The following is a 26,434-nucleotide window of genomic DNA, read 5'->3' on the forward strand; positions in this document are numbered from 1 at the left end:
GTGGCGGCCGTGGCGGCCGTGGCGGCCGTGGCGGCCGTGGCGGCCGTGGCGCCCGGGGCGGCCGTGGCGCCCGGGGCGGCCGAACCCGCTGAGCGCGCCGACGCGATGCGCCGCTTGGCCACGGTGCCGAGGAACGGCGTACGCGAGGGGCCGTGCCGGTTGCCGTCCCACGGCGCCGGCATCGACCCGCCCTCACCCGCGCTGGGGGCGGCCTTGCGGTCGGCGCGCGTCGCGTAGACGAGGGGGGCTCCCGGGCGCACGGCCTCGTCGGGGTCGACCACGAACGGCTGGGGGGTCACCCGCACGTCGAGCTCGCGGGCGATGCGCCGCGCCTCGGCCGGCGAGTCGGCCGCGACGACCGCGATCGGCTGCCCCGCCCAGCGCACCCGCCGGTCGCCGGTGCCCTCCCGGGCCAGCAGGTCGACGCCGACGACGCCCGCCGGGAAGGTGACCGGCCCCACGATGCCGGCGGCGACGTCCGAACGACGGAACGCGGCATGCAGCATGCCGGGAAGGCTGACGTCGGTCGTGTAGACCGCCGAGCCGGTGACCTTGGCGGGTGCGTCGACCCGCTCGACCGTGCCGGCGCCGCCGTCGTGCTCGCCGCGGCAGGCAGCGGCGACGGCGCGGTAGATGCCCTCGTAGGCGCCGCACCGGCAGAGGTGTCCGGCCAACGCGTCGGCGATCGTCTCGCGGTCCGGCTCGTCGGTGCCGTGCTCGGTGCGCCAACGGTCATGGAAGGCGACGGCGCCGACGACGAATCCCGGTGTGCAGTAACCACATTGGAGCCCGTCGTGGTGCGCGAACGCACGCTGCACCGGGTGCAGCTCGTCGCCGTCGGCGAGACCCTCGACCGTGGTGACGCTGGCGTCGCGCAGCCTCGTGGCCGGGGTGAGGCAACCGAGCACCGGCTCACCGTCGACGAGCATGGTGCACGCCCCGCACACCCCGCTGCCGCAGACGAGCTTCGTGCCGGTCAGGCCGAGCCGGTCGCGCACGACGTCGACCGCTGCCTCGGTGCCGGCGACCTCGACGACCCGCGACTCGTCGTTGACCGTGGTGGTGAGCTGCATGGCGCCTCCTCCGGCGGTGTCTCGGCAGGATGGCTCGAGACGGTCCAGTGGCGACGCTACCTCCGGACCGGCGCCGGGCGCGATGATGGCGTCAGGGCCCGTAGCGCGTGCCCGGGGACGAGGAGGCGCGGTCATGCGGTTCGCAGTGCTGGGCACGGGCGGGATCGGCGGCTACTTCGGCGGACGTCTCGCGGCGTCCGGCCACGACGTCACCTTCGTCGCGCGAGGTGCGCACCTCGAGGCGATCCGCGGCCGGGGCCTGCAGGTGGCGAGCGTCGCCGGCGACTTCACGGTGCACCAGGCGACGGCCACCGACGACCCGACGACGGTCGGGGAGGTCGACGCGGTGCTGCTCGCCGTCAAGACGTGGCAGCTGGCTCCGGTGCTCGAGACGCTGCCCTCGCTGGTCGGGGCCGCCACGGCCGTGGTCACGACGCAGAACGGCGTGGAGGCACCCGAGCAGGTCGCCGCCGTCGTCGGGAGGGGCGCGGTGCTGCCGGGCATCGCCAAGATCTTCGCCTTCATCGACGGCCCCGGAAGAGTCACGCATGCCGGCGGCCCCGCGTCGCTGGCCTTCGACGAGTGGGAGCCTCGTCCCGGCGGCCCCTCGCAACGGGTCGCCCGGCTGCGCGAGGCCGTCTCGGCCTCGGGTGCGGTGTCGCCGGTGCCGGACGACATCTGGGCCGAGCTGTGGTCGAAGATGCTCTTCGTCGTGCCGTTCGGGGGCCTCGGAGCCGCCCTCGCCGCCACCCTCGGCGAGCTGCGCGGCGACCCGGCCCGTCGGGGACTGCTCCAGGACGCGATGCGCGAGGTCGAGGCGGTGGCCCGGGCACGCGGCATCCGGCTGCCCGAGAAGGTCGTCGACGGCACGATGGCGTTCGTCGACGACCAGCCCGCCGATGCCACCACCTCTCTCCAGCGTGACCTGCTCGAGGGCCGTCGCTCGGAGCTGGACGCCTGGACGGGCGCGGTGGTGCGCCTCGCCGCCGAGTCGGGCGTCGACGCACCGCTGCACCGCCTCCTGCTCGAGGTGCTCAGGAGCCGTCACCCGGACGCGCTGTCCGGTTGAGCGGCGGCCCGCGGAGGCGATGACCGCAGGGCGCGGTCAGAGGTCGGGGCGGCAGCCCCCGCGACCGAGGATCGCGAGTCCGCGGCGGTCACCGTCAGCCGGCCCGTCGACGGCGCCCCCCGACTCGGACATGAGCTGCGAACCGTCGGAGACGTGGTTGAGCCCGATCACGTGTCCGATCTCGTGCTCGACCACCGCCCTCGCCGAGTCGTGGCGGCCGGCTCGCAGCAGCGCGGTCATGGCGTCGCGGTCGAGCCAGACCGAGCCGGAGACGTAGACGAGCACGCCGTCGTCGGCCGCGCGCGGCGTGCTGCCGCCGAGCCCGATCGTGCCGCCGGCGAGCCGCGGGATCTGGTCGGGCGTCGCGAAGGAGATGTAGACCGGCGCCCAGCGGTCGCCGTAGCGGTCGGGCTGGTAGGGATCCCGGTCGGGCGTCGGCGGCTCGTCGGTGAGGCCGTCGTCGACGAAACGCAGGCCGCTCGCCTCCGACATCGTCGCCACGGCCTCGTGCACGAGCGCGTCACCGCCCTCGGGGAGGCCGACCGTGCTCGTCGTGAAGTGGATCGGCCGGCACGGGTCGTACGCGACCGGCTCGGTGCCGTCGGCCTGCATCCGCATGAACGTGTAGCCGCCGCGGCCGCCGGGGGTCGCCGGGGGCGCACCGAGCGGGGCCTGCGCGGCACCGATGCCGGCGGGCGGCGCATCGGCCCCGAGCCCGAGGCGCGAGTCGAACGGCCGCGCCTGCCACCACCACACCGGCAGCGCCACGACGAGCAGCGCCATCACCACCAGCCCGAGCCAGCGTGGCCGGCGGGCGTTCCGGGCCTCCGCCCGGTGTCGACCCGGTGGCCGGGCAGCGCGGACGAGAGGCCCCTGAACCATGTCCTGCATGCTGCCGTGAACCGCCCGTCCTGTCGCCTCGAGACCCGTCCACCCCCGAGACCAGGAGGCCGGTGGACGGGTCCGCCTGTCCCGTACCCCGTGGACGGCCACCTCAGGCGCCCACACGTGCGTGGGCTAGGTTCGGCGCTCGTGAACTGGTTCGAGGCAGTACATGACCGGGCGGTCCCGGCGACCGGCGACGTCGCCCTGGTGGCACCCCGCCTCGTCGTGGTGCTCGCCGTCGCCCTGGTGCTCATCGTCGTCGAGCCGCTCTGGCGCGTGGTGCGCCTCGCCGTGACGCTCGTCCACGAGCTCGGGCACGCCGTCGTCGGAGTGCTCGTCGGGCGGCAGTTCACTGGCTTCGTGCTGCGGGGCGACATGTCGGGGCACGCCGTCACCCGGGGTCCCGTACGCGGCCCCGGACGGGTCGCGTCGACGTGGGCCGGCTACCCGATGCCCGCGCTGCTCGGCGCCGCCATGGTGTGGGCGGCCGGGCGCGGCTGGGCGGCGCCGATGGTCACCGCGGGCCTCGCCGTGCTGCTCTTCGCCCTGGTCCGGGTGCGTTCGGCGCTGACGGTGCTGGTCATGGCCGTCGCCATCGTGGGCTCTGCCGCGCTGTGGTGGTGGCGCGACGACGCCCTGCAGCCGCAGGTCCTCGTCGGGCTCGGTGTGGTGCTGCTCGTCGGCGCCTGGCGTCACCTCGGGGCCGTGCTCAAGGACCGCAGCCGCGGCAGCGACCCGGGAGTCCTCACCTCGCTCACGCGCCTGCCCCGCGCCGTCTGGAACGGCTCGTTCGTCGTGGTGTGCGCCCTGGCGACGTGGCTCGTCGTCAGCGAGATGGTCGCCACCCTCGCCTGACCCGTCGGAGACCGCGCCCCCGCGCCGCACCTCCCGCCCGGGGGCCACGCCCCGACGGCGGTCAGTTCAGGCTGAACGGCGGCACGGACGGTGGGGCGACCGCGCCCAGAGCCGAGGCGAACTCGCTCTCACGCCGCACGAGCCTGAGCCCCAGGCGCAGGCGTGACTCGGTGTCGGTGCACTCGAGGAGGCGCTGACGGTCGGCCACGTCGAGGCTGACGGTGTCGGGCACGGCATACGCGAGCATGCGGGGGTCGTCCGGCAGCTCGTCCGGCTCGGGCTCCGTGCCCAGCGACGCGGCGAACGCGACGAGCTCGGTGCGCAGCGCGGTGGCGAGCTCGGCGACCCTCGGCACGTCGCCGTCGGCCTCGTCGAGCCACGTGACGCGCGCCGTCGCGTAGGGGGTGCCCGCGTCGTCGTCGATGGCGTCCAGGCGGAAGCGGTCGGTGCCCTCGGACACGACGAAGAACCGCTCACCCTCCAGGGCGGCCGCCTGGGTCAGCAGAGCCCCGCACCCGACGGGGTGCAGAGCCTTGACCGCATCGTCGCCGACCTCGTAACCCTCGCGGATCGCGACGACTCCGAATACTGGTGACCGCTCGTCCTGACCGTCGATCAGGTCATGGAGCAGCTGGACGTAGCGCGGCTCGAAGATCTGCAGCGGCAGCCGCGCCCCGGGCATGAGCACCGTGGCGAGCGGGAAGATCGGCAGGGTCGCCATCCCGCCAGCCTAGGCGCGCGGGCAGCCGGTCAGGCCCCGCGGGCGGAGTCCTCGCGGTCGGACCGGAGCGGCGTCGGGGCCGGCGTTGCCATCGCCTGGGTCGCGGCGAGCTCGGCGTCCTCGCCGGCGCTGCCGGCGCTTCCGGCGGTGCCCGAGCCGACGGTCGCGTTGCCGTTCGAGTGCCCGACCTCCTCGGCCAGCTCCTCGACGTTCTCGATCATGTCGGCAGGAGCACCGTTGATCGCGGTCGCGAGGCCCAGCGCGAGACCGCGCAGCTCCTGGTCACCCATGCCGAGGCGAACGGCGACAGTGGCTGCGTTGGCGGGCCGCTGCTCCGGGTCCTTCTCCAGGCACTCGGTGATGAGCTCGCGGAGGTCTTCCGGCACGGTGTCCGGCAGCGGCGGCGGCGGCTCGTTGACGTGGCTCAGCGCGGTCGCGATCGGCGTGCCACGGTCGAAGGGTCGCTGGCCGACGAGCATCTCGTGGGCGACGACGCCGAGGGCGTAGAGGTCGCTCGCGCCGGTCGCCGCGTGGCCGAGGGCCTGCTCGGGACTGATGTAGTTGGGCGTGCCCAGCATCTCGCCGTGCTGCGTGTGACCGGAGGCATCCAGCGCGCGGGCGATGCCGAAGTCGGTGAGCTTCACCAGCCCGTCCTCGCGCACCATGATGTTCGCCGGCTTGATGTCGCGGTGCACGACGCGGGCCTCGTGCGCGACGCCGAGGGCCAGAGCCGCCTGACCCATGATCGAGCGCACCTCGTGCGGCGGCAGGGGGCCACGCTTGTTGAGGATCGCCGAGAGCGGCTCGCCCTCGACGAGCTCCATGACCAGGAAGGCGAGACCGTCGTCCTCGCCGTAGTCGAAGACGGTCGCGATGTTGGTGTGCATGAGGCCTGCGGAGTGCACGGCCTCGTCGCGGAACCGCAGGGCGAAGAGCCGCTCGTGGTCGGTGTCGGGGCGCATGACCTTGATCGCCACGTTGCGCTGCAGCACGTCGTCGGTGCCACGCCACACGTCGGCCATGCCGCCCGAGGCGATACGGCCCTCGAGGCGGTAACGGTCGCCGAGGACGAAGCCTTCCTGAAGACGGTTCATGAGAGGGGGCACCTGGGCCTTTCGGACGGAAGGTGCGCGTCGTGTGACATCTGAGAGGCCTTCGTCAGCGGTCATCGTACGGGACCCAACGGTTGGATCGAGCATTCGTAGACCAGTCGTGGGATTGGTCTGTGTGGTGGCCGACCCCCGGGCCATGGCTCACGCCTACATACCCCTGTGCCGCCGCTGCGAACCACCCGGCGGCACGACTTTCGCCGGTTCGGAACCCTCGGCACGCACGCGCACGACATGACCCGGCGACATACGGGAGGCGTATGCCGCCGGGTCGGGTGGGAGTCGTCGCTGCCGGCGCATGGGGCCGGCAGCTGCCGTCGACCCGTTGCGGTCAGGCGCGTCAGGCGGGCCGGGCCGGCCTGCGCCGGCTCGCGGCCACCAGGGCGACGCCGCCGGCGAGCACGGCCGCGGTCGCCGCGCCGATGCCGACCACCGGGAGGTTGGTCGGCTCCCCGAGCGGGACCTTGATCTTCGGGGTCGCAGGTGCGACCGGTGTGGCGGGGATCCCGCGCTCGGCGACGTTCGCAGAGCCCGTGAGGCTCTGCTTGGGGAAGAGCCTGGCCTCGCGGCACTCGACGATCGAGCCACCGCCCATGTAGGTGCACTCGGTCGCGGCCGGCGGCACGGGCTTCGGGCTGGGCTCCCAGGGCTGCTGGGCCAGGGCTGGGCCGGCGAGGGCCAGCGAGAGCACAGCGGAGGCACCGAGGGCTGCCGCGGAGCGGCGGCCCAGGCCCGAGGACGTGGTGGAGGACTGACTGGACATGTGGCGCTCCCTTCTGAGTGGAGAGTGACCAGCGCCGGTCGCGCCTGACCGTGATCCCATCCCCCTGGTGCCGCGCCGTCGGGAAGGTCCGTCGGGTCCGGCTGGTGGTGATCGAGCTGGGTGACAGGAAGAGGTGCGCGCCGGGCCACAGATACCGGTCGCCTGCTCAAAAGGCGAGGTTGCGGGTTATCCCTGAGGACAAGCCCTGCCATGCCCGGCCAAGGCGGACGTTGCGGACCGGCTGGTCGTACCGCTGGTTGCGCGGGCCCGACAGTGAGAGGGCCCCGACCTTGGTAGGTCGGGGCCCTCTTCTCCACGCGTGCGCGAGGGGGGATTTGAATTCCTCTCAGCGCTCGTTTGCCGCCCTCCTCGCCGCGGGGCTGAGCACGGTAGGCGTTAGTGAACCGCAGTCGGAAGGGGTGTCACGGTACCCCCGGGGTACGGCGCTCGTCCGTGGCATCTGAGGCGGCGGCGGCGCGCGACACCTCCACGTCGAGATGGGCGGTGGCGGCCTCGACGTCCTCACCGATCGAGTAGCGACGGTTGACGGTGTCCGCGAGAACCAGTTGCACGGTGTCCGGGCGACTTTCGTCGAAGACCCAGAAGAGCTCATCCCCGGGGGAGACACCCATCCTCGATGCGAACCGGGTGGGCAGCCTGAGCTGGAGCTTGGCACTCACCTTGAAGGGTCCGTCGATCGTCGCCATCGAACGAGTCTAGGTCGTTCCCTTACTTTCCTTGCCGAGTGGCGTACACTCGAGCTAAGGGCTGAACAGGACGCATGTCCTGGGTAGGCACTTTCCACCCCCCGGCCCACGGCCGGGGGGCCCTTTTATGTGGGCGGCTACTCACCTGATGACGATTCCAGGCTTCGCCCGGGCGACACGTGAGTTCACCGCGGCATGCGTAGCTGTGCCGATCTCGTCCCACATCGTCGGCGGGCACGTGGTCGCGAGGGATGCGCTGGGCGGTATGTGAGCTCGGAAGGCCGCGTAGGCAACCAGGTCCGCCATCTGGATGAAGTAGGACTGATGAGACAGGCGCGGTGAAGGGTCGTCGACGAGTCGGTCCGCCTTAAACGTCAGGCGCCCCGTCCCGAAGGCCGATCCCGCCGTGAGGTACCTCCGGGACCTGCGCACCCACTTCCGGACGGCTTCATCTTCGCCCTGGTCGTGCATGACCATGAACGAAGCCTGCTCGTAGCGGCTGGTCAACGTTAGTCGCTGCAGCAGGCCTTCCCATCCGAGGTCGAAAGTCTGGGTCGCGGATTGCCACTTGCCATGACGCTTGTCCACCACGATCGCGAAGGCGCGAGTGCCGGGCATGCGGGCGAGCGTCTGGAGATGAGCTCGGTAGATGACGTAGTGACCTCGCGGTCCGAGGCCAAGGCCTCTGAGGGCTCCCGAGCCGCGAAGCAGGAAGTTCGCCTTGACTTCGTCGCGAACCTTCAAACCGAAGTGAGCCTTGAGGCGCCGACGTAGTTGCACGAGTTCGTCGAAGGCCGGGGTCCAGGTCTCGGCGTCGACGAGGACGCAGCCCAGTGTGTAGGTGTGACTTCCCCCTGCAGCGGGGTCACCCGTGTTCCCAGACTCATCAACGTAGGCGAGCAGCACAGCCTCATGGTGACATCACAGAAATGCGGAACGGCGCATAGTCTCCGAGGACACGAGAAGGGGCCCCGCTCACCACGAGGTGAGCGGGGCCCTTCTTGTGGCCGCTGTGATGGCGTGGGGCGCCACGGCCAGCTGTTGCGATGTGGTCGCGGGCGAGAGCCTACGTCGAGGCGCCGACAGTTACTGCCGGCGGAGGAACGCGGCCGCGGCCGCGGCCCCTTTGCGCATGAACGCGAGGGCGCGCACGATGACGCCGCCCCAGTAGCCGCCGTTGGGACCGAGGCCCTGGCCGGCGCGGTCCTTGAACCACCAGCGGAGCCGCTGCCACCAGGTGAGCCGCCAGCCGAGCAGGGTCCGCAGCGTCCTCTCGATGTCGCCGGAGGACGGTCCGCTCACTCGCGCGAGCCGTCATCATGCGCAGCCGGTGACTTGCGGTCGCCGGCAGAGGTGACCGGCTCGACGTCGACCGGCGGCACGGGCTGTGGTTCGGCGGCCAACCACTTGAGGAACCGGTTCGAGCGGAGGAAGGCCTCGACCTGCGGGATGGCCATGATGCGTGTGATGACCGCGGCCACCGCGGTGACGACGGCAGCAGCGCCGAGCAGTGCGGCCCGCAGCCAGTCCGGCGCTGCCTCGCCGAGCTGCTCGAGGATCGCGTCGACGATCTGCGGGACGACCAGGCCGAGGGCGAGCAGGGTCGGGATGCCGACCTGCAGGATGGTCCGCACGACGGCGCGCGCGGAGAAGCGCACCTGGGTGGGCGCGTCGATGGTTGGTGCAGTCACGATGACTCCTTCGATCGGGTGAGACGGAGAGCGACGGCAAGACCTGTGCCGCCGCCGAGGAGAGCGCCGACCGCGAGCGACCCGTACCAGAGGACAGGGGCGAGGCTCGCGGTGCGGCGCAGAGTCACGACTGGCTCGGCGGCGCGAGTGCGGCCCCAAGGGCGGCGACGACGGCGTCAGCCACGGCGGCAGGCTGGCCGGCGGCGAGCACCGCCTCACGGACGGTCGGAGCGATGGCGCCCGCGACCTCGGCTGCGAGCTCCTTCTCGTCGAGCTGGACGCCGACCTTCGACGCCACGCCGGTCAGTGCGCTGGACAGCCAGCGGAAGCGGCCCGAGTCGACCTGGTACCGGTCGGACTCGACCTTGTAGCGGCCGTCCTCCTCGGCGTCGTGGGCGACCAGCGCCCTCTCGATCCGCTCGAGGCGGGCGCGGTCGTTGGCGTCGAACATGTCGTCGGCCTCCTGTGGGGCGGTGGGGGTGATGGTGGTGCCGCCGGCGAGCTGCAGGATGCGGGCGACGTTGAGGGCGCCGGGGTCGCCGTGGCTGTTCCCCGACGCGTGCTGGTGGCCGAGGACGCCGCGGAACGCGCCATACGTCGGCCCGGACATCCGCACCGGCGAGGCGCCGGCGGACGCGGGGTAGGGCAGGAACCTAGGGGCCACGAGCGGCGGACCGCCCCACTCGGCTCGGACCCACGCGATGAGGTCGGCGATGTCGCCGAGCTCATCGTCGGTGAGCTCGGACACGGGGAGGTGGCCGCGTTGGCGGGCAAGCTTCTCGTCGGCATACGCGACGATCTCGATCTGGACGACGTTGTCGCGGTTCTCGCGCACGACGGTGTCGGCCGGGTCGACGAGGGCCCGGGCCGAGCGGTCGAGGTAGCAGTGCTGCCGCCAGGCCCGCAGCCGCGGGTGGTAGGTGAGCGAGGGCGCCTTCGCGCCGGCGTCGTAGCCGGGCCAGCCGCCCGTCTCGGTCGTGTGCAGCAGCACCTTCTCGATGCTCGAGAACGTGCCGCGGCTGAAGGCCGTTTCCCACCACTGGGTCTGCGCGTCGGCCTTCGGGTAGATGCGGGTGCGTGCCACGGGAGCCTCCTCGGCTGGGGTATGAGTGAGCCCCGCGCCGGCGGTGGTGCCGGGCGGGGCTCGAGGGGTGGGCGTGGACGTCAGTCCGCTGGGCTGGGGCTGCCCCAGTGGCGCAGCATCGGGTCGATCAGATCTCGCAGCTCGCCGGGGACTGCGGGCTCGGGCCCGTGTGCGCCGGAGCGCAGGTACCGGATCAGCTGCTCGATGTAGCGCAGCGCCGCGCTGAGCGAGGAGTCGAGCGTCTCGACGGACGAGGCGAGCGAGACTACCTGCCCCTCGAGGCGCAGCTGGTTGGCCTGTGCCTCGAGCTTCACGTTGGAGAGGTCGGCCCGCAGGTCCTTGATGTCCTGGCGGAAGTCGCTGGCGACGCCGCGCATCATCTCGACAGCCTCGGCCGACGTGGCCACGGCCGCTGACTGCTTCGGGATGGGATCCTTCTGGTTGTCTCGCCGCCGGATCAGGTAGCCGAGGCCTCCGCCTCCGGCGATCAGCAGGGTGACGAGTGCCCCGATCACTCCTTCGCTCATGCCACGCCTGCCCTTCTCATCCGCGCGCGCACGCGTTTCTCCTCACGGCGGGTGGCCCACAGCCGCAGAGACGGCGCGCCGGCGCCGACAAGCAGGCACAGCAACCACGTCAGGACGCTGGACGGGAACGACCAGACGATCGCGATGAAGAAGGCGAGCCACGCGGCGATCGTGAGCACCAGTCCGGTCCGCTCGATCTTCCAGCCCTGCATCAGGTCGTCGTCGTCGTCGAGCAGCCCACGGACGATCTGGATGCCGCCGAGCGCGAAGAGGATGCCGGTCGCTGCGACTAGCGGCTGAGGCAGGCGTTCGATGGCCTGGCTGACGGTGAAGCTGAACAGGGTCGTGAGGACGGCGAGCGCGCCGGCGATGACCTGCCAGACGGCGAAGGTGATGGCGTATGGGTGTGCGAGTAGGTGGTCGAGCACGGTTGGTGGCCGGTTGTCGGTGCTGTAGCCGCGCAGGGGCATAAGCCTCTCCTCGGGTTCGGGGTCAAGCGTCGATGCGGTTCGGTCCGTGGAGGTGCTTTTCGGGCATTTCGTGCACAGGCGTGCTGTGGGCGGTTTACGGTCTGCGCATGGTGAGGTTCTGGAGGTGGCTGCGGTACCAGTGGGTCCGCTCGACGCTGTGGTGCGAGATCTGCGGCGAGCCGGCCATGCCAGACATGCGGAACTGCTGCAGCGAAGAGCACGCCGCCCAGGCGCAGGCCCTCTCGTTCTGACGCCGGTGACACAGGTCGCCACGTGGGTCCTCGGTCGTCGGCCCGCTCTCGACGGGCTCCGCGGGCTCGCGATCCTTCTGGTGCTGTGCCATCACCTGCAGGTGCTTCACATGGACGGCGCCGGCGCGGGCGGCGTCACCGTCTTCTTCACCCTGTCGGGGTTCCTCATCACCGCGCTGCTGCTCGAGGAGCGTGAGCGCGTCGGGCGGATCAACCTGCGCCGCTTCTACGAGCGGCGCGCACGCAGACTCCTGCCCGCGCTAATCCTCAGCACCGCCCTCGTGCTCGCCTTCGCGCCCGTGTTCCGGCCGATCTTCGGCGACGCCTATCTACAGCCGCGGGACCTGCCCGCGGTGATCTTCTACTACGGCAACTGGATCGAGGCCCGACCCCACGATGACATCGGGGTGCTTGGAGCGACATGGTCCCTTGCCGTGGAGGAGCAGTTCTACCTCGTCTGGCCCCTCGCCGTCATCGCCATAGCAGCGTTGGGGCGCCGGCAGACCGTCATGCTCGTCGCGCTCCTCGGAGCGGCTGTATCTCTGCTCGTGCGCGTTGAGCTCCTCGCGGAGGGTGCGTCGAAGGACCGCATCTACTACGCGAGCGACACCACCGCATTCGCGATCCTGCTGGGCTGCGCCCTGGCTGCATGGCTCGGCACGCGGCGAGCGCCGCGGCCGCGCTGGGTCTACACGGTGGCGGGGATGGGTCTCGTGATCCTGCCGAGCTGGTGGGTGGCCGAGATCGCCAACCGGATCGCGCCGCCGATTGTGGCGGTCGGCGCCGTGCTGCTCCTGGTGAATATCGCCGGCGACCGGCCGCGGCGCGTCCTCGAGCTGCCGGTGCTGCGGTGGTTCGGCACCCGGTCCTACGGCCTGTACCTCTACCACGCGCCGCTCTTCCTGCTGCTCGCTCGGCTCTACGGCTGGTCCGGATGGCAACTGGCTGCCGGGGTACTGCCCCTCTCGTTCGTGCTCGCCGAGTGGTCCTACCGCCGGGTCGAGATGCCGTGGCGCCGTGGACCGTCGGCGGCCGAGGCAGCGCCCGCAGGTACGGCGCCGGCGGTGTCATCCGGGTCAGTCGGGCACGAGCCACGCGACGTGGTCCCACCACGCCACGCCTGACTCGTCGAGACGCTTCACCTTGAGCGGCATGCCGCCCGGCGGACGATTGTCGGGTCCGTGTACGGCGTACTCGGCCGCGGTCAGGTCGCGCCAGCGGCCACCGCTCGGCACGCGGAAGATGCGCGTCTCGGTGTCGGGCTTGCCGAACCCGACCGGGCACCAGTCGCCTTCGCCGGCCTTGACGAAGAAGCGGGGCTCGAGCTCGGGCGCCGGGACGGCGGCCGGGTCGAACCACTCGTAGGCCGGGACGGCCAGGTGCGGGTCGGGTCGGGTGAACCCGGCGAACACGGTGGAGAACGTGTCCTCGGTGGGGGCGGTGAACCACAGCGGCGCGAACGCGGAGAGCAGCAGGAACGGGGCGTCCGGCAGGCGCATCTCCCCGGCGGCGGGGAACTGGGTGATCGCCGCGCCGGTGGGGAGCCGGAAGTCGACGCCGCCGTAGAACCCGCCGACCGGGACGAACGGGGGCCGGCCCGGCAGGGCCTCGACGGCGAGCCCGCCGGGGCCGTCGATGTGCGCGGTCGCGCCACCCCAGCTGGTGAACTCGGCGATCAGCGGGCCGCCGCCGACGGCGCGGACCGTGCTGGTCTTCTCGTACTGGTGCTCGTGTGGGTCGACGCCAGCGGTGACGCCGGAGCCGGGCTGCACGTCGGTGATGACGCGCGGGTTGGCGGCGAGCACAGCGAGCCCGTAGTTGCCGGCGGCGAACGGCTGGAACGGCTCGGAGGTGAAGTTGCCCGAGACGTTGAAGTGCATCTGCGCCGACCCGTCGGTGGCGAACTGCCACTCGGTGGGGCCCTCGGCGGCAGCCAGGCCGGTCTTGCCGAGCGACCATGCCTCCTCGAGGGTGGGCACCTGCGGCGACTCGTACCCGAGCGAAGTGCCGTTCCAGATGGCGACGCCGCCGGAGTTGACCAGGTCCCAGCCGGGCGCCGCGGTGGTGACCCATGCCCCGCCGGCGCCTTGGGCTGGCCACACCCGGAGCTTGACCTGCTTGACCTGCAGCGCACCTGACACACAGTCGACCCGCACGACGGGCAGGTCGTCGCCGGCGACGAGCATCGCGTGGGTGATCCCGGTGACGGGCGCGGAGACTAGGGTTGTCGGGCCGGTGACGGCATACGCCCCGAGCGCCTCGGTCGCCGAGGTCGGGTTGCTCGCGTTCCAGGTCGGGTCGATTCCCGAGGCCAGCTCGACGGTGCCGGAACCGGCCGTGACCTCGAGCACCCACCGCACCGTGACGTCGCCCGTGTAGGCCGCGAACGCTGCAGAGTCGAACGAGTCGGCCATGCACCCCAGCAGCCACGCGGCGCCGCCGGCGAGCGGTTGCGCATCGTCCTCGAAGTGATAGAACAGCTCGCCCAGCGGAACCTCCGGGCCAGCGAGCACCGTACCGATGGTGTAGCCGAACGACTCCCCGTACCAGTCAGCCACGGTTGACTCCTCCCGCTACTCGCCGGACGTGTCGAGCCACGGCGTGCCGACCTGCCACGACAGGTTCTCCTCGGGCCCGATCTGCACCAGGAGGGCCGCCGTCTCGGACTTGTCTCGTTGACGGCGCAGCTGCTCGATGTCCTTGCGGATCGCGGCCAGGTCTCTGCGGATGCCCTCGTCGCCGCGCGGGCTCGGGTTGGGGGTGGGCACGTCACGCCTCCTCGAGTGAGACCATCAGACGAAGGCCGTCAGGATGGGTCTGCCGCTTGGTGATCCGAGCGAGTTGGTCGATGTCCCAGGGCTCGTCGAGGATGAGTCGCACCGTGTCGCCCTTGCTGGTGTGGGCGAGCACATCCGGGATCGCCCACGGGTCGATGTCGAGCCAGTACGCCGGCGTCGAGCGGCGCGCCCAGCCGAGCTCGGCGACGGCCGTCTCTGTGAGCTCGTTGGCCGGAGTCTCCTGCTCGGCGGTGATGAGCCGTTCGAGGCGCAGCCCGCCCAGGGCGCGGCTGTCGATCGCGTATCCCTCGTCCCGGACGGAGCCGCCGTCCTGCGCCTGGGCGATGACGAGCGAGCCGACGTCGCGGGTCGCGGCGGGGACCGCCCGCGCGACGTTGCTGCCGAGGGCGAGCACGTAGTCGGTGACTTGGCCTTGGCGCGGGTAGTAGGTCGTGACGGTCGTCTTCGTAGGGTGTGGCGGGACGTCGATGTCCATGCCGGCGAAGAGGCCTTGGAACTCGGCGAGGACCTCCTCGACCGCCTGCCGGCCGGAGTGCGGGTAGATGCGGTCGCGCTTCACGCCCGTGTTGGGTGTGCGCGTGCCGACCTCGATCGACCACTGCTTGCCCATCGCCGGGTCTTGCATGTGCTCGACGACGCCGCGGACGATGCCGGCCTGGTCGGCGCCCCAGAAGTACAGCTGCTCCTGCGGCTCGAGTCGGACCCTGGTGTACGAGGCGAGCGCCGCTGGAGCGTAGAGGTAGACCTCGACGGTATAGGTGCGGCCGTCGGGCGGGATCCGGACGGAGGCGCCCTGCTTGAGCCAGCGGCCCACCGGGTCCGTGTCGCTGATGCTCGAGGAGCCCTCGTCGTGGATGGTCGTCCAGCCCTTGCGGCGAGCCACGATCCGGACCGTCATCATGTTGGCATCCGCGACGGACCAGTCATCATCGATCTTGACCCACGCGGCCGCGGCCAGCTCGAGCTCGTAACGGGCTGCCTTCGGGTGGGTCACCTCGACGAGCTGCTTGATGAACTGCTTCGACTTGCCGCTGATGGTCTGGTCGTAGCTGATGACGACGCGGCGCTGCTCCTGGCTGTTCTTCGGGAACTTCGGGTTCGGGTCGTAGTAGCCCACGCCCTTGGCCGAGATGACGGCCTTCGGGCGCAGCTTCGCGATGCGGGCCTTCGCCGCGTTCGCGCGGCGCAGCGAGAGGCCCAGACCGTCCCCGGTGCCGTCGTTGGCGGTGTGGCCGACGATGCTCACCTTGAGGCCGTCGGTCTCCGGCATCGCCTTCGCGACGTCGTCGACGGCCGACTCCCCGCCCGGGCGGAACTTCGCGCTGTTCGGGAAGAAGACGGCGTTCGAGGAGAGCTCGGACTGGGTCACGGACTCGACGCCGGTGATCTGCGCCGCCTGGATGGGGACTGCGTCCTCGTAGTGCAGGATCTCCTCGGAGACGACGTGCACGTTCGGGCGCGCCTTCGGGATCGAGTCGACGTCGTATCCGCGGCGCCAGCCCGCCAGCCCGCGTGTGAAGTCGCCGTTGCGCAGCAGGTTCCGGTTCGGGACCCGGCCGATGCGGCGGCGGCCGGCGCGCCAGAACCACGACGGGTCGTGCACCCGGTAGGTGATGGTGGCGCCGTCGTCGGACGGGTTGCCGGGCAGGATCGGGCCACGGAGCAGCAGCTGGTTGCCGCGCCACACCTGGCACTGCCGCGAGACGGGCCGGATGAGGCCGTGCTCGAGGCTGTCGACCGGGATCGTGAAGTCCATGGTGGCCGGGTCGACCACGGCGTCTTCGACCGGCGAGTGCTCGATCTCGGTCAGTTCGCCGACGGGCGTGCCGTCGAGCTCGACGACGACGTAGCGCCACTGCTCGCGCAGGGTTCGGGGGTCGGTCGCGAGCGCGGCTGCCGGGCGGGCGGTCACGGTCGCGCCGGCGCGCAGGCTCATCGGCGCCATGGGCTTGACCGGGCGGATGGCGGCGACGTGGATCGGGCCGCCCGCGCCGGTGAGCTCGACCGGGCCCATGCGCACGACGGTGACGGTGCGCAGCGCGTCGATCGTGACGGTGCCCGCGCCGAGTAGCAGGGCGGTCTCGCCAGCGTTGGTGAGGAACGAGCGGCTGCTCGACCCAACCCCGACCGGCGACGTGCCGGTTACGACGGCGGCCCCCACCGTGGCTGCCGCACTCGACGACTCGATCGAGACCGGCGCCGACCCAGACGCCGTCAGGATCAGCAGTGCGGCGGACGACGACCCGACTCCGACCGGCGACGTGCCGGTGACGGCCGGCGTCGAGGGTGTCGACGACCCGGCGTCACCGGGGGCGGTCTGCCCAGGGAGCGCGAGGCCCGGGTATGCCGGCGCGGCGCCGCTGCTCGAGTCGCCGGGGATCGCCTGACCGGGGATCGCCTGACCGGGGAATGCGGCCACGGGCCCGCCCTTCTGCTAGGTCAGCTGACGCCAGAGACGCGGCGCAGGAACTCGTAGGACATGACGCCCTTCGTGCTGGTGCCCCAGAGCGACCCGACGAGACCGACGTGTGTCGGCGTCAGCGTCTTTGTGAGAGTCGCCGGGCCGGTCATCCAAGCAACACCGTTTGGTGAGATGTCGTGCCGCCAGGTGTTCGCTGCGATGAGCGAGAGTCGCAGGAAGATCGGGCAGCCCGACCGGCACATCACGTCGCCGGCCTGACCGCTCAGCGACCAGCCGGTGCCGTTCCAGATGTTGTTCGTCATCTGGTCGCCGTTGGCGCCGGTGCCGTAGGAGAGCGCGGCCACCTGTCCGCCCGCACCCGCGGCCGTGCTGTCAGTGAGCACGATCCCGGCCATGAGGAAGTTCGCGGTTGGGCCGAAGTGGGTCACTGCGGTGACGAACCCGTCGCCGACCGCGAGCGCCCCGCCTATGCCGGACAGGGGGCGGATCAGCCCGTGGATCTGGTTCGCCGGGGTTCCGCCGGCCAGTTGGTTGCACGAGAGCGAGTCGCCGCCCTCAGACCAGCTGATCGAGGACGCGACACTAGCCGGGTCGACCCGCGTCCATGCGGCGTCGAGACTGTCGTCGTCGAACTCGTCGACCGACGTCGTCGACGACGGGATGAGGAACTTCCGGTCGCGCACCGCCCGGGAGATGGCTTCGAGGTCGGCGGCCATGATGAGCGTCGAGGTGTCCGGCGCGTCCTTCCAGTCCTTGTTCGCCTGCGCCTGAGTGATCGCCATGTCACGCCCCCGCGAACGGGCCGACGCCGATGGACAGCTTGATCTGCGCCTGCCCCGTCGGCGACTGCGACGACGACAGGACGTTGCCCTGCCGGAACGTGCCGGCGGACGCGGCCGACCATGCGCCCCAATGGCTGTACGTGGCGGCGTCGACGTCGAACGTCACCTCGGACGACCACGCGACGCCGACCGTCGCAGGCTGCGCCGACGCGCCGAGCGGGCCCACAGCGCCAGCAGCGTTGAAGGTGACGGCCTTCCGCGCGTAGGCCGGCGAGCCGCCCGCGGCCTCGTTCGCGCCGGTCACGCCGGGCGAGCCCTCGTGCAGCGACAGGTGTGTGATGCGAGCAGCCTCCTGGTCGGCCAGGTAGTTGCGCTCGGCGTCAGGGATCAGGGTTGCCATCAGTTCTCCTAGCGGATCAGGACGCGGGCACGAGAGCGACGGCGAAGTCGCCGGCGTCGAACAGGGGAGACTCGCCGACCGCCCACGCCGCGGGGAACGTGGGGGAGTCGTGCAGCCACTTGAGCTCGTCGGTGGCCGGGTCGTGCAGGCTGATCGCGGCGACCGCATCGGACGCGACCGGCATCTCGACGACGACGAACGCAGCCGCGTTGGTGGCCTTCGCGATCTGCCCGCCGGTCGCGGCCTCGGCCGGGTTGAAGACGACGGTCGGCGGCGTGTAGCCGACCACCTCGGTGCCGCCGACGCCGGTGAAGTCGGGTGCGATCGTCCAGAAGTGCACGTCGACGCCGCCCGTGAGGACCATGTCGAGGATGTCGCACCCGGTGGGGACAGACGGTCCAGAAGCCATTGCGCCTCCTACGGCGGTGTCAGGGGTAGGTCGGGAAGTAGCGGATCGACAGGCCGGCGGTGCCTGCCTGGTGGATCGTGTTGTCGCCCGGGGCGATCGCCGGCCACTGCATCGGCTGCACGATGTGGCTGAACAGGTTCGAGTTCGCCGGCAGCGCGGAGCGGATCGTGCGCTTCGGTCGGGCGAACCCGGGCCCGGAGGTCAGGACCGCGCCCGAGGGGAGCGAGCTTGCGCGCAGGCGCAGTTGCCCGATCGTCAGGTCGACCGAGCCGGCACTGGTCAGGGTGACCTCGATCTCCGCCGGGGCTTTGCCCGCGGCTGTGTGCTCGACCGTCGCGCCGGCGAGGACCGGGATCGTGACCGCTGCCAGCTCGCGCTTGAAGGGGTACTCGGCCAGGAGCTTGAGGGTGAACTCGAACGCGCCGTTGACCGGCTCGCCGACCTCGGGCGGGCCGTCCTGCACGACGCGCAGCCGCTTGACTGGCTCCTCGTGGACGACGAGGTCCATCGCGCCCTGGATGCCGGGCAGGGCGCCCGTGCACCGGTAGTAGGCGTCCCAGGCCGCGGTGCGGGTGGGTGCCTCGACGAGGCCGTGTACCTCGAGCGAGCGCCCGCCGTAGATGGCGCGCGGCCGCAGGGTGCCCGGGCCGCTGGTCGGGTCGAAGCGGGTGTCGCGCTGGCTGGCGGCGGCCCAGCCGTCGATGCGGTGCACGAACCACTCTGCGCCGTCGGCGGTCGGCTCGAGCGTGCTCGTGACGACGTCTCCGAGGTCGACCTGGACGTGGTCGCCGAGAGCGAGCATCAGTCCCTACTTCCTGCGAGCGCGGTGTCGAGCTGGCGGATGCCCATGCGGGGGGCCGGTCCGCGGGAGACCGCCTCGGCGATGTCGAGGACGCTCTTGCGGCTGAGCGTGACCTGGCCGAGGGCTCCGCCGAGCTGGGACTGGTTGTAGATGTGGCCGGCGGTGTCGGGCACGAACAGCTCGGTGGTGCGGTTCCACGAGCCGTCGGGGTTGTCGCCGACGGCGTAGACGCCACTGGGTGACACCGGGCCGCCGGTCGCGCGCGGGGCGGGCACCAGCTGGCCGTTGCCGCCGTAGACCATGCGGGTGTTGACCTCGGCTGTGACGGTCCAGCCCTTGTCGAGGAACTCGCGGTGCAGCGCCTCGATCGCGAGGTTGGCCTGCTCCGTGTCGATGTTGACCTGCAGGTCGTCCTTGATCTGGTCGAGCTTCTCGTTGGCCTTGTCCTTGAAGGTGTTGAACTGGTCCGCGGCGCCCTGGAGCTTCGGGCCGATGCCGGGCACCCAGCCGAACGCCTTCGCGGCCCCGTCGAGGAGGCCGCCGACGACGGTGAGCCACACGTTGGCGAGGAACTGGAAGGCCGTCACGGCCACCTTCGCGAGGGTGAGCGCGCCGATCTTCACCATGCTGAACGCGGTGCTCACGTAGGAGCGGAACGTCTCGCTGTTCTGGTAGGCGTAGATGAGGCCGGCTGCGAGCGCGGCGATCGCCACCACGACGATGCCGATGGGGTTCGCGGTGAGCACGCCGTTGAGGAAGAGCTGCGCCGCGGCGTAGGCCTTGGTGTAACCGGTGATGACCGTCATCGTGATCTTGTAGATCTTGAAGACCGCGAGCGCCGTGCCGAGGCCGGTGACGAGCGCTCCGACGAGGGTGGTGTGCTCGCTCATCCACTTGGCCGCGACCTTGAGGGCGCCGGCGAGGCTCTCGATGATGCCGGGCAGGGCCTCGAGCGCGGCCTTGAACAGGTCCCAGGTGGAGATCCCGATGTTCTGGTAGGCGCCGTACAGCTGGGTGGCGATCTCACCGATGGGTGGGCCGAGGGACTTGGCGGCGTCGAACACCTTGCCGAGGGCGCCCTTGAACGCGTCGAGCACGGGGGAGGCTGCGGCGCCGACCTTGGGCAGGACATCGCGCAGGTAGTCGAAGACCTTGCGGCCGGCGTTGGCTGCTCGCTCCATGAAGCCGGCGAACCCGCTCGAGGTGACGTCGCCGTCGTTGGCCTTCCACGCGGCGCTGAACGCCTTGACGCCGCCGACGAGCGAGGTGAACGCGTCGCGGATCCCGAACAGGAACCCGACGACCGCGGAGTCCTCCTCGATGTGGAATGCCTGGCTGAAGCCCTTGGTGAAGTCGCCCTTGAACAGGATGTCGATGACGCCTTGGAGCGCGGGCAGGACCTTGCTCTGGGTCCACGTCGCGAGCTTGTCGATGAGCGGCAGGGCGGTGGTGCCGATGCCCTCCTTGAAGTTGCCCCACGCGGTGGACAGCTTCTCGCCGGCGGTGGCCGACGCGGCGGCCGCGCCGCCGACCTGGGACTCGACCTCCTTGAGGATGATCCTCTGCGCGTCGAGGGTCTTGCCGTGCTCGACGAGCGTCTTGATCTGCTTCTTCTGCGCCTCGGAGAACGTGACGCCCGAGCGGCCGAGTGCGGAGATGCCCTTGATCGGGTCGTTGAGCGCCTTTCCGAGCATCTTGCTCTGGCCGGCCATGTCGCCGAACCCGGCCGCGGACAGGTCGGCCGCGGCCGCGGTGGCGCGGTCGAAGATGTTGGCGCCCTTGCCGACCTCGTTCTTCACGTTCTTGAACGTGAGGAGCATGTTGGCGCCGGACTGGATCGCCTCGTCGTCGACGCCGGTCTTGTTGCTGATCGCGGTGGCGAGGTCTCCGACCTGGCCGGCGGTGATCTTCGCGGCGCCGCCGGTCGAGCGGATGATCGACTCGGTGAGCGCGCCGACCTTCTGCGACTCGCGCGCCTCGGCGACGGAGTCCTTCGCGAACGACATCGCCTTGCCGGCGAGCTCGGCGATGCCGAGGGTGGCGATGACTCCGGTGACGGCGCCCTTGAGCGAGGAGCCGAAGCCGTTGCCGAAGATCTTGCCCGAGGACTTGCCGGCCGTCTCCATCTCGCCGCCGAGCTGCGACTGGAGGCGGCCGGCGAAGCCCTGAGCCGAGGGGATGACCTCGAGGTAGGCGGTGCCGACGTTGGTGCCCTCGGACATCGGTCAGGCCTCCTTGCGGTGTCGTCTCTGGAACGCGCGTGCGCGCGCGGCGATGAGCCCGGTCCGGCGCTCCTTCTGGAGGTCCTCGCCGGGGTGGGGGATGCGCTTCGGCTTGTCGCCCTTGCCGCCGCCGCGCTGCCAGTTGGCGATCTGCCCGACGTCGATGGCGAGCGCCTGCAGGTGCTCGCCCGGCGTCCAGGCGGCCGACGTGCCGAGCGCGAGATGGACGGCAGCTCCGGGCGGGAGGTGCCGGGCGAAGAGTGCGACCTTGCGCGGTGTGATCCGGCGGCGCCAGAGGTCGAGTAGGTCCGTGTCGAAGAAGCGTTGCAGGTCGGCCTCGAGCGCCTCGCCGTGCTCGCGCAGGAGCAGGGCGAGGCCGGTCAGTTTCCCGCGACGGCGTCGGCGGCCTTGAAGAAGTCGCCGAGGTGGTCGATCGAGACGCGGCCGTTCTCGCCGCGGTTGGCGTCCTTGAAGGCCTTGTACTGCTTGGGGCCCAGGAGCATCTGGACGACCTTGGGCAGCAGGTAGGACTTCTCCTGCATCTCGCCGATGAGCTCGAAGAACTCGACGTCGTCGACGACGTCGCGCTCGATCGTGTAGTCGGCGCCGTTGTAGCTGACGGTGAGCGAGTCGCCGAGTGCCTCGGCCTTCTGCGCCTTGCTCTTCTTGGGTGCCTTCTTCTTGCGGTCCTGGGGGACGATGGCGCCCTCGGGGATCTCCGGCATGGTGGTGCTCTCTTCCTTGCAGGCTGCAGGCAGGCCAGCGCCCCCGGTGCCTGCGAACCGGGGGCGCTGGGTTCAGGTGGCTCCGGTCAGGAGCCGACGACGCCGGGGGCGTCGGTGATGACGAAGTAGTCGCCGTTGACGCCGACGGTGAACTCGTAGACCGTCATCTCGTCGGTCTTCCACACGACGTCGGCCGTGGTCTCGGCGGTGCCGGAGGGGATGACGTAGCGGATGGTCGAGCCGTCGTCGAGGTGCTCGTCGAGGACCCAGGCGCGCTCGTCGTTGATCGTCTGGTTTGTGACGTGGATCGTGGCCACGCCGGCGGCGATGGTCGGCGTCTGGCCCTTGTAGAGCAGGCCGAGGGTGATGGCGGTCGTCTCGAGGCACTGGAACTTGAAGGTGTCGTCCACGCTCGACGTGCGGCGCTTGACGATCTTGCCGCCCTGGTGGCCACGGAAGACCTGACGGTCCTCCGAGCGGGAGAACGAGATGCCGTCCTCGGAGAGCCAGCCGAGCTCCGCGTGGGGCGCGCTCGGGGCGGCGAGGGTCGTCGGGCCGGTGGTGCCCTTCGGTGCGGTCCAGACGGCGGAGTCGTCGCCGCCGCCGCCCAGGATGTTGGCGAGGTCCTTGGACATGGTGGTCAGGCTCCGTTCGGGTCGGCGTCGCCACTGCCGGCGTCGCTGTGGTCCTCGGAGCCGGACGGCTCGTCGGCGTCGTCGGGCACGCGGGCGAGGCCCTCGTGCAGCAGGCGGTTCGCCTCGGCGCGGTCGAGGGTGACCGTCGTGTCGGCGTCGTGGTGCTTCTTGACCTTGCCGTCGCTCCGCAGCTCGGAGTACGGGTAGGCCAGGGTGACCTTCTTCTTCATGACTGCACTCCCTTGGTGAGCAGCTCGAGGGTGAACAACGCCAACCGCTTGGCCGGGTTGGCGGGGTCGGGGAGCAGGACGGGCGAGGCGACGTCGCGGGTGCGCAGGGCGGCGCGTGCGCGGCCGTGCAGGATCCGGGCCATGCGCAGCGCGGTGGCCTGGGTGCGGACTGTGCCGTCGGCCCAGACGAGGACGTCGACGCGGGGCCGGTCGTGGGTGCGGCCCTCGCCGACGCCGCCGATGTGGCGGCAGTACACCTTCATCGCTGGCGTCGTGCCCGACGGGATGTCGCTGCCGGCGAACGTGAAGCCGGCGGGCTCGTCGACGGCCGGGACCGCCTGGCTGAGGAAGTCGGCCATGACCTGCAGCGCGTCGGCCTGCGTGACGATCGGGGACATCAGGACCTCCCGGAGTCGATCGCCGTGCCGAGCGCGCGGTCGTTGGCCTCGCCGCGGGCGCCGGTGCCGAGGCGGGTGACGTAGAAGCGGGCGCGGTTGACGCCGCCCTCGTTGACGACGACCTCGTCGCCGCTGGCGGCCGAGGCCGCGGCGGCCATCCGCTCGGCCCGGGCGCGCAGCTCGTCCCTCACGCCCTGCGAGGTGAGCGCGGCGGCGCGGACGCCGGCGCGGTCGAGCTCGATGCGGGCGCGGCGAGGCATCAGCCGGCCACGTTCTTGAGGCGGATGACCAGGTGGTCGAGCGGGGTGCCGACCTCCCAGCGCTCGATGGCGCCGTCGATCTCGTAGTCGGTGCCCGCGAACTCGACGCGGTCCGAGTCGAGCACGTCCGCGGAGATGGGCGCCCAGACGGTGTAGAGCGTGGTGATCGCCTCGCGGCGGTCGGCGAACTCGCTGCCGCCGCCGGGCTGCACCGAGCAGCCGGGGATCGGCTTCGCGTCGGGCTCGGTCCAGTCGGGCACCGTGTTGCCGTGGCCGGCGGTGGCGGTGCCGGTGGACCGCTTGCGCGTGATGGTCTGGGCGCCGAGGTTCACGAGCGCACCGGCAGCACGTAGCGGTCGAGGACGGCCTGCTGCTCGAGCATGAACGAGGCGGCACCGGGGACGCCGTCGACGCCGCCCATGCGGACCTGCCCGACCTGGGACACGGCGGATCCGGTGATGCCTCGCGAGGCTGCCTCGCGGAGCACGCCGAGGATCTCGCCGGGGCACGTCTCGTAGCCGTGGGTCATCGTGGCGGTGATGCCGCGGTACCGCCCGGTCCAGCTGCCGCGGACCATTCCGGCCTGTGACCACTCCGGGTCGCTGACTGCGGCGCCGTCGTTGGTGACGTCGGCGAGCGCCGTCAGGTGGAGCGTCGGCAGGAGCAGGACGCCGGTGCCGGGTCCGTCGAGAGTGACGGACTCGGTGAAGGACGGGGCGACGTGCCACCCGCAGTACGCACGGACCGCGGCGCACGCCGCCGTCCAGGCGTCAGCGTCGACACCGTCGGGGGTGTCGGCGAGGGCGGGCAGCACGTCGGCCACGGGTCAGGCGCCCTTGTTCTCGGCGTCGCCGGCCTTGTTGGCAGCAGCACCCTCGGTGTTCGAGGCGGTCGCGGCCTTGCGGGACCGGGTCGCCTTGACCTCCTTGGCGTTCTCGCCGTAGAGCGCCTCGGCGTCCTCGGGCTCGAGGAGCATCGAGTGCTCGATGCCGTTGATGTCGACGGCGTACTCCTTGCGCTTGTCGGCCATGCCGACTCCTTCCGTGGTGGTTGTGGAGCGGGGGGGGTGGAGGGGGCCGCCCGGGTTGGTGGCCCCCTCCTGGTGGGTCAGACCAGCGTCACCTTGACGGTGGCCGCCGGGATCCGGTTGGCGAGCGCGATGCGCTCCTCGATGCGGGTCGTCACGATGTCCTTGGTGAACTTCGAGGCGTCGCTGTTGGTGGACTCGACCCGGACGCCGCCCTTGCGGTACAGCGTGGTCGAGGCCTTGAGCGCGCCGACCACGACCGTCTTCGGGGCGACGGCCGCAGAGACGACCGTCTTGAGGCCCCACACCGGCGGCTGGAACTCCACGCCGCCGACGCCGTAGAGGCCCGAGAAGAAGCCGCCGCCGTAGTACTGGCCGTTGCCGTCCTTGCTCAGGCGCAGGGCCTGGTAGTCGGCCGGGTTGATGATGATGGCGTCGGCCTGCAGACCGGTGGCGGTCTGGACCTTCGTCATCGCGCGGAAGATCGCGTCCTGGGCGGAATCGCCCGTGGCCGCCTGCGTCTCGGTCTGGATGCCCGAGCGGTTGAGCAGGCCGAGGACGTTGGACCCGGTGCCGTCACCGTTGAGGACCTGGGACTCCTCGACGAGCGAGAGCAGGTACAGGCCGCGGTTGTTGATCTCGGACACCCAGAAGTCGAGGTCCTCGATCATCTCGTCGGCGGTGTCCCACCAGCCGGCGATCTTCTTGGCCGCGTCGGTCTTGGCGACCGGGTCTGCGATGTGCAGCTGCGGCTTCTGCCCGCCCTCGGCGACGGTGGCGAAGTTGCCCTCGGCCGCGCCCTCGACGAAGTAGGTGATCGCGTTGCTGCCGGCGCCGATGTTGCCGACGCCGAGCAGGTCGGAGACCGTCGCGCGGCGGAAGGCCGGCACGACGGTCCGGTCGACCTGCGTGAGGACGGGCCCGAACGCCGAGGGCGTGAGCTGCGGGTCGGTGTTGGCCTTGAACTCGGCCGTCGACAGCGACGTGCCGCGCACGCCCTTGAGTCGCGTGAGTCCCTCCTGACCGATCGACTTGGCGAAGAACTCGCCGAGGCTCTTGGCGGAGACCTCGTCGCCGTCCTTCTCGTCGTCGGCCTGGCCGCCGCCGAGACCGGCCAGCTGCGCCATGAGCGCGTCGGAGCCCTCGGCCGCCTTGATCCGCTCGTCGAGCTCGCGGATCTCGGCGAACTTGGCCTCGACCTGGGCCTGCTCGTCCTTGGTGAGGTCGCGGGCCGCGGCCTTGGCTCCCTCGATGAGGTCCTGCGCCGCCTTCAGCGCGGCGGCGCGCATCTGCTTGAGGTTCACGGTCGAACCCCTTCCTGCGCTCCCGTGAGCGCGTAGATGTGTGCTTCTGCCGCCAGCAGAGCGACGGACGGACCAGCCTTGGGCTCCTCGTCGGGCTCGGTCGACTTGGCCCCGTCGGGCTCCTCGTCGCCTGTGCCGGACTTGGCCGTGGGCTCGCCGCTGGCCTTCTCCTGGTCGTCGCCTCCCGCGTCGATCGCGGAGAGGACGTTCTTGATCTCGTCGGCCGCGCCGACGAGCTGCTCGTGGGCCGAGCGGAGTGCGGTTTCGTTCTTCGCCGACAGGACGCGCCCGGCCTTGGCCATGAGTGCGTCGGTGGCGGACTTGACCGCGAGGATCTCGGTCTCCTGGTTGGCGCCGATCGTGACGACCGAGACCTCGTAGAGCTTGAGCTGGCGCAGCTCGTAGACGCTCTTCTCGTCCTGGGTGACGGCGCCGCCGTCGATGACGTCGTAGGCGAACGACATCTGGTTGACGCGGCGGCCCTTGATCATCCGGTAGACCTGCGCGGCCTTGGCGTTCTCGAGGTCCAGCTGGGCCCGGACCTTGAGGCCGTAGTCGTCCTCGACGGCCTCGACGACGTGGCCGATGTTGAAGTCGGGGTCGGCCATGTTGTGGCCGAACAGGAGCGGGATGTTCTGGCCGGACTCCTTCCAGCGCGCGAGGTCGGCAGCGAAGGCGCCCTGGACGACGATGTCGCCGTAGGAGTCCTCGTTGCCGAAGACGCTTGCGTAGGCGGTGAACTCGCCCTCGGTCAGCCCGTCATCCGGGCCGGCCTTGACCTGCCGCGCGGTGAGCGCGGTGTCCTTGACCTTCAT

At 71.2% G+C, this 26,434-nt stretch carries 35 protein-coding genes; 5 read left to right on the top strand and 30 right to left on the bottom strand.

Going from position 1 to position 26,434, the window contains the following annotated elements:
- Positions 1–1,073: (2Fe-2S)-binding protein (locus ACFQ2V_RS11805; protein WP_386052893.1), on the bottom strand; the 1,073-nt coding region annotated here is incomplete at its 3' end.
- A gap of 133 nt (positions 1,074–1,206) precedes the next feature.
- Between ACFQ2V_RS11805 and ACFQ2V_RS11810 the strand changes: the two genes are divergently transcribed.
- Complete coding sequence (locus ACFQ2V_RS11810; protein WP_386052894.1) at positions 1,207–2,142, top strand: 2-dehydropantoate 2-reductase; 936 nt, start codon at positions 1,207–1,209, stop codon at positions 2,140–2,142.
- A gap of 36 nt (positions 2,143–2,178) precedes the next feature.
- On the opposite strand, the gene ACFQ2V_RS11815 is transcribed toward ACFQ2V_RS11810, so the two are convergent.
- The gene (locus tag ACFQ2V_RS11815; RefSeq protein WP_386052895.1) at positions 2,179–3,024 is read right to left on the bottom strand and encodes a peptidase M10A and M12B matrixin and adamalysin; all 846 of its coding nucleotides are present in this window, start codon (positions 3,022–3,024) and stop codon (positions 2,179–2,181) included.
- Between the two features lie 150 nt (positions 3,025–3,174).
- On the opposite strand from ACFQ2V_RS11815, the gene ACFQ2V_RS11820 reads away from it, so the two are divergent.
- On the top strand, positions 3,175–3,882 hold the full coding sequence (locus tag ACFQ2V_RS11820; protein WP_386052896.1) for a M50 family metallopeptidase: 708 nt from the start codon (positions 3,175–3,177) through the stop codon (positions 3,880–3,882).
- Between the two features lie 61 nt (positions 3,883–3,943).
- Here the strand turns inward: ACFQ2V_RS11820 and ACFQ2V_RS11825 are convergent, their stop codons facing one another.
- From ACFQ2V_RS11825 to ACFQ2V_RS11870, 10 genes are all read right to left on the bottom strand, one after another.
- Positions 3,944–4,603 carry an LON peptidase substrate-binding domain-containing protein gene (locus ACFQ2V_RS11825; RefSeq protein ID WP_386052897.1) on the bottom strand — a complete coding sequence of 220 codons (660 nt, stop codon included), beginning with the start codon at positions 4,601–4,603 and terminating at the stop codon, positions 3,944–3,946.
- Between the two features lie 29 nt (positions 4,604–4,632).
- Complete coding sequence (locus ACFQ2V_RS11830) at positions 4,633–5,697, bottom strand: serine/threonine-protein kinase (protein WP_386052898.1); 1,065 nt, start codon at positions 5,695–5,697, stop codon at positions 4,633–4,635.
- 355 nt (positions 5,698–6,052) lie between these two features.
- The gene (locus ACFQ2V_RS11835) at positions 6,053–6,475 is read right to left on the bottom strand and encodes a hypothetical protein (RefSeq protein WP_386052899.1); all 423 of its coding nucleotides are present in this window, start codon (positions 6,473–6,475) and stop codon (positions 6,053–6,055) included.
- Between the two features lie 422 nt (positions 6,476–6,897).
- Positions 6,898–7,182 carry an AbrB/MazE/SpoVT family DNA-binding domain-containing protein gene (locus ACFQ2V_RS11840; RefSeq protein WP_386052900.1) on the bottom strand — a complete coding sequence of 95 codons (285 nt, stop codon included), beginning with the start codon at positions 7,180–7,182 and terminating at the stop codon, positions 6,898–6,900.
- A 141-nt stretch (positions 7,183–7,323) separates the two neighbouring features.
- Positions 7,324–8,088, bottom strand: coding sequence for a DUF3800 domain-containing protein (locus ACFQ2V_RS11845; RefSeq protein ID WP_386052901.1), 765 nt, complete (start codon positions 8,086–8,088; stop codon positions 7,324–7,326).
- Between the two features lie 180 nt (positions 8,089–8,268).
- The gene (locus ACFQ2V_RS11850) at positions 8,269–8,484 is read right to left on the bottom strand and encodes a hypothetical protein (RefSeq protein ID WP_386052902.1); all 216 of its coding nucleotides are present in this window, start codon (positions 8,482–8,484) and stop codon (positions 8,269–8,271) included.
- Positions 8,481–8,873 carry a hypothetical protein gene (locus ACFQ2V_RS11855; RefSeq protein WP_386052903.1) on the bottom strand — a complete coding sequence of 131 codons (393 nt, stop codon included), beginning with the start codon at positions 8,871–8,873 and terminating at the stop codon, positions 8,481–8,483. Before ACFQ2V_RS11855 ends, ACFQ2V_RS11850 begins: the two co-directional genes overlap by 4 nt.
- Before the next feature lie 124 nt (positions 8,874–8,997).
- A complete protein-coding gene (locus tag ACFQ2V_RS11860; protein WP_386052904.1) occupies positions 8,998–9,957 on the bottom strand; it encodes a hypothetical protein in 960 nt (319 codons plus the stop codon).
- Positions 9,958–10,037: 80 nt separating this feature from the next.
- Entirely contained in the window at positions 10,038–10,484 is a 447-nt protein-coding gene (locus ACFQ2V_RS11865) for a hypothetical protein (protein WP_386052905.1), read from the bottom strand.
- Positions 10,481–10,954: a hypothetical protein gene (locus tag ACFQ2V_RS11870; RefSeq protein WP_386052906.1), complete on the bottom strand. Its 474-nt coding sequence runs from the start codon at positions 10,952–10,954 to the stop codon at positions 10,481–10,483. The genes ACFQ2V_RS11865 and ACFQ2V_RS11870 overlap by 4 nt, the downstream gene beginning before the upstream one ends.
- A gap of 107 nt (positions 10,955–11,061) precedes the next feature.
- On the opposite strand from ACFQ2V_RS11870, the gene ACFQ2V_RS11875 reads away from it, so the two are divergent.
- Both ACFQ2V_RS11875 and ACFQ2V_RS11880 read left to right on the top strand, forming a co-directional pair.
- Entirely contained in the window at positions 11,062–11,205 is a 144-nt protein-coding gene (locus tag ACFQ2V_RS11875; RefSeq protein WP_386052907.1) for a hypothetical protein, read from the top strand.
- 5 nt (positions 11,206–11,210) lie between these two features.
- Positions 11,211–12,329 (top strand): acyltransferase family protein, encoded by a 1,119-nt coding sequence (locus ACFQ2V_RS11880; RefSeq protein ID WP_386052908.1) that lies wholly within the window; start codon positions 11,211–11,213, stop codon positions 12,327–12,329.
- Here the strand turns inward: ACFQ2V_RS11880 and ACFQ2V_RS11885 are convergent.
- The 8 genes from ACFQ2V_RS11885 to ACFQ2V_RS11920 are packed head-to-tail and all read right to left on the bottom strand — an operon-like array spanning position 12,282 to position 21,040.
- The gene (locus tag ACFQ2V_RS11885) at positions 12,282–13,763 is read right to left on the bottom strand and encodes a hypothetical protein (RefSeq protein WP_386052909.1); all 1,482 of its coding nucleotides are present in this window, start codon (positions 13,761–13,763) and stop codon (positions 12,282–12,284) included. The genes ACFQ2V_RS11880 and ACFQ2V_RS11885 overlap by 48 nt on opposite strands.
- Before the next feature lie 15 nt (positions 13,764–13,778).
- Positions 13,779–13,973, bottom strand: a complete 195-nt coding sequence (locus tag ACFQ2V_RS11890) for a hypothetical protein (protein WP_386052910.1) — start codon at positions 13,971–13,973, stop codon at positions 13,779–13,781.
- A 1-nt stretch (position 13,974) separates the two neighbouring features.
- Positions 13,975–16,422, bottom strand: a complete 2,448-nt coding sequence (locus ACFQ2V_RS11895; protein WP_386052911.1) for a hypothetical protein — start codon at positions 16,420–16,422, stop codon at positions 13,975–13,977.
- Between the two features lie 20 nt (positions 16,423–16,442).
- Positions 16,443–17,207 (bottom strand): hypothetical protein, encoded by a 765-nt coding sequence (locus ACFQ2V_RS11900; protein WP_386052912.1) that lies wholly within the window; start codon positions 17,205–17,207, stop codon positions 16,443–16,445.
- A 1-nt stretch (position 17,208) separates the two neighbouring features.
- Positions 17,209–17,607 (bottom strand): phage tail fiber protein, encoded by a 399-nt coding sequence (locus tag ACFQ2V_RS11905; protein WP_386052913.1) that lies wholly within the window; start codon positions 17,605–17,607, stop codon positions 17,209–17,211.
- Positions 17,608–17,623: 16 nt separating this feature from the next.
- Positions 17,624–18,016, bottom strand: coding sequence for a hypothetical protein (locus ACFQ2V_RS11910; protein ID WP_386052914.1), 393 nt, complete (start codon positions 18,014–18,016; stop codon positions 17,624–17,626).
- 19 nt (positions 18,017–18,035) lie between these two features.
- Positions 18,036–18,818, bottom strand: coding sequence for a hypothetical protein (locus ACFQ2V_RS11915; RefSeq protein ID WP_386052915.1), 783 nt, complete (start codon positions 18,816–18,818; stop codon positions 18,036–18,038).
- Entirely contained in the window at positions 18,818–21,040 is a 2,223-nt protein-coding gene (locus ACFQ2V_RS11920; protein ID WP_386052916.1) for a hypothetical protein, read from the bottom strand. The genes ACFQ2V_RS11915 and ACFQ2V_RS11920 overlap by 1 nt, the downstream gene beginning before the upstream one ends.
- Before the next feature lie 18 nt (positions 21,041–21,058).
- Here ACFQ2V_RS11920 and ACFQ2V_RS11925 point away from each other — a divergent pair, with 18 nt between their 5' ends.
- On the top strand, positions 21,059–21,346 hold the full coding sequence (locus ACFQ2V_RS11925; RefSeq protein WP_386052917.1) for a hypothetical protein: 288 nt from the start codon (positions 21,059–21,061) through the stop codon (positions 21,344–21,346).
- A gap of 74 nt (positions 21,347–21,420) precedes the next feature.
- Here the strand turns inward: ACFQ2V_RS11925 and ACFQ2V_RS11930 are convergent, their stop codons facing one another.
- From ACFQ2V_RS11930 to ACFQ2V_RS11975, 10 genes are all read right to left on the bottom strand, one after another.
- Positions 21,421–21,765 carry a hypothetical protein gene (locus ACFQ2V_RS11930; protein ID WP_386052918.1) on the bottom strand — a complete coding sequence of 115 codons (345 nt, stop codon included), beginning with the start codon at positions 21,763–21,765 and terminating at the stop codon, positions 21,421–21,423.
- Positions 21,766–21,851: 86 nt separating this feature from the next.
- Entirely contained in the window at positions 21,852–22,400 is a 549-nt protein-coding gene (locus ACFQ2V_RS11935) for a phage tail tube protein (protein WP_386052919.1), read from the bottom strand.
- Between the two features lie 5 nt (positions 22,401–22,405).
- Positions 22,406–22,630 carry a hypothetical protein gene (locus tag ACFQ2V_RS11940; RefSeq protein WP_386052920.1) on the bottom strand — a complete coding sequence of 75 codons (225 nt, stop codon included), beginning with the start codon at positions 22,628–22,630 and terminating at the stop codon, positions 22,406–22,408.
- Complete coding sequence (locus ACFQ2V_RS11945) at positions 22,627–23,028, bottom strand: hypothetical protein (RefSeq protein WP_386052921.1); 402 nt, start codon at positions 23,026–23,028, stop codon at positions 22,627–22,629. The genes ACFQ2V_RS11940 and ACFQ2V_RS11945 overlap by 4 nt, the downstream gene beginning before the upstream one ends.
- The gene (locus ACFQ2V_RS11950; RefSeq protein ID WP_386052922.1) at positions 23,028–23,288 is read right to left on the bottom strand and encodes a hypothetical protein; all 261 of its coding nucleotides are present in this window, start codon (positions 23,286–23,288) and stop codon (positions 23,028–23,030) included. Before ACFQ2V_RS11950 ends, ACFQ2V_RS11945 begins: the two co-directional genes overlap by 1 nt.
- On the bottom strand, positions 23,288–23,620 hold the full coding sequence (locus ACFQ2V_RS11955) for a hypothetical protein (RefSeq protein WP_386052923.1): 333 nt from the start codon (positions 23,618–23,620) through the stop codon (positions 23,288–23,290). Before ACFQ2V_RS11955 ends, ACFQ2V_RS11950 begins: the two co-directional genes overlap by 1 nt.
- Complete coding sequence (locus ACFQ2V_RS11960) at positions 23,617–24,111, bottom strand: hypothetical protein (protein ID WP_386052924.1); 495 nt, start codon at positions 24,109–24,111, stop codon at positions 23,617–23,619. Before ACFQ2V_RS11960 ends, ACFQ2V_RS11955 begins: the two co-directional genes overlap by 4 nt.
- Positions 24,112–24,114: 3 nt before the next feature.
- Positions 24,115–24,318, bottom strand: a complete 204-nt coding sequence (locus ACFQ2V_RS11965; protein WP_386052925.1) for a hypothetical protein — start codon at positions 24,316–24,318, stop codon at positions 24,115–24,117.
- A gap of 77 nt (positions 24,319–24,395) precedes the next feature.
- Positions 24,396–25,619, bottom strand: a complete 1,224-nt coding sequence (locus ACFQ2V_RS11970) for a phage major capsid protein (protein WP_386052926.1) — start codon at positions 25,617–25,619, stop codon at positions 24,396–24,398.
- Positions 25,616–26,434 carry an HK97 family phage prohead protease gene (locus tag ACFQ2V_RS11975; RefSeq protein ID WP_386052927.1) on the bottom strand — a complete coding sequence of 273 codons (819 nt, stop codon included), beginning with the start codon at positions 26,432–26,434 and terminating at the stop codon, positions 25,616–25,618. The genes ACFQ2V_RS11970 and ACFQ2V_RS11975 overlap by 4 nt, the downstream gene beginning before the upstream one ends.

The sequence above is a fragment of the Terrabacter terrigena genome, from assembly GCF_042676085.1.
Lineage (GTDB): Bacteria > Actinomycetota > Actinomycetes > Actinomycetales > Dermatophilaceae > Terrabacter > Terrabacter terrigena.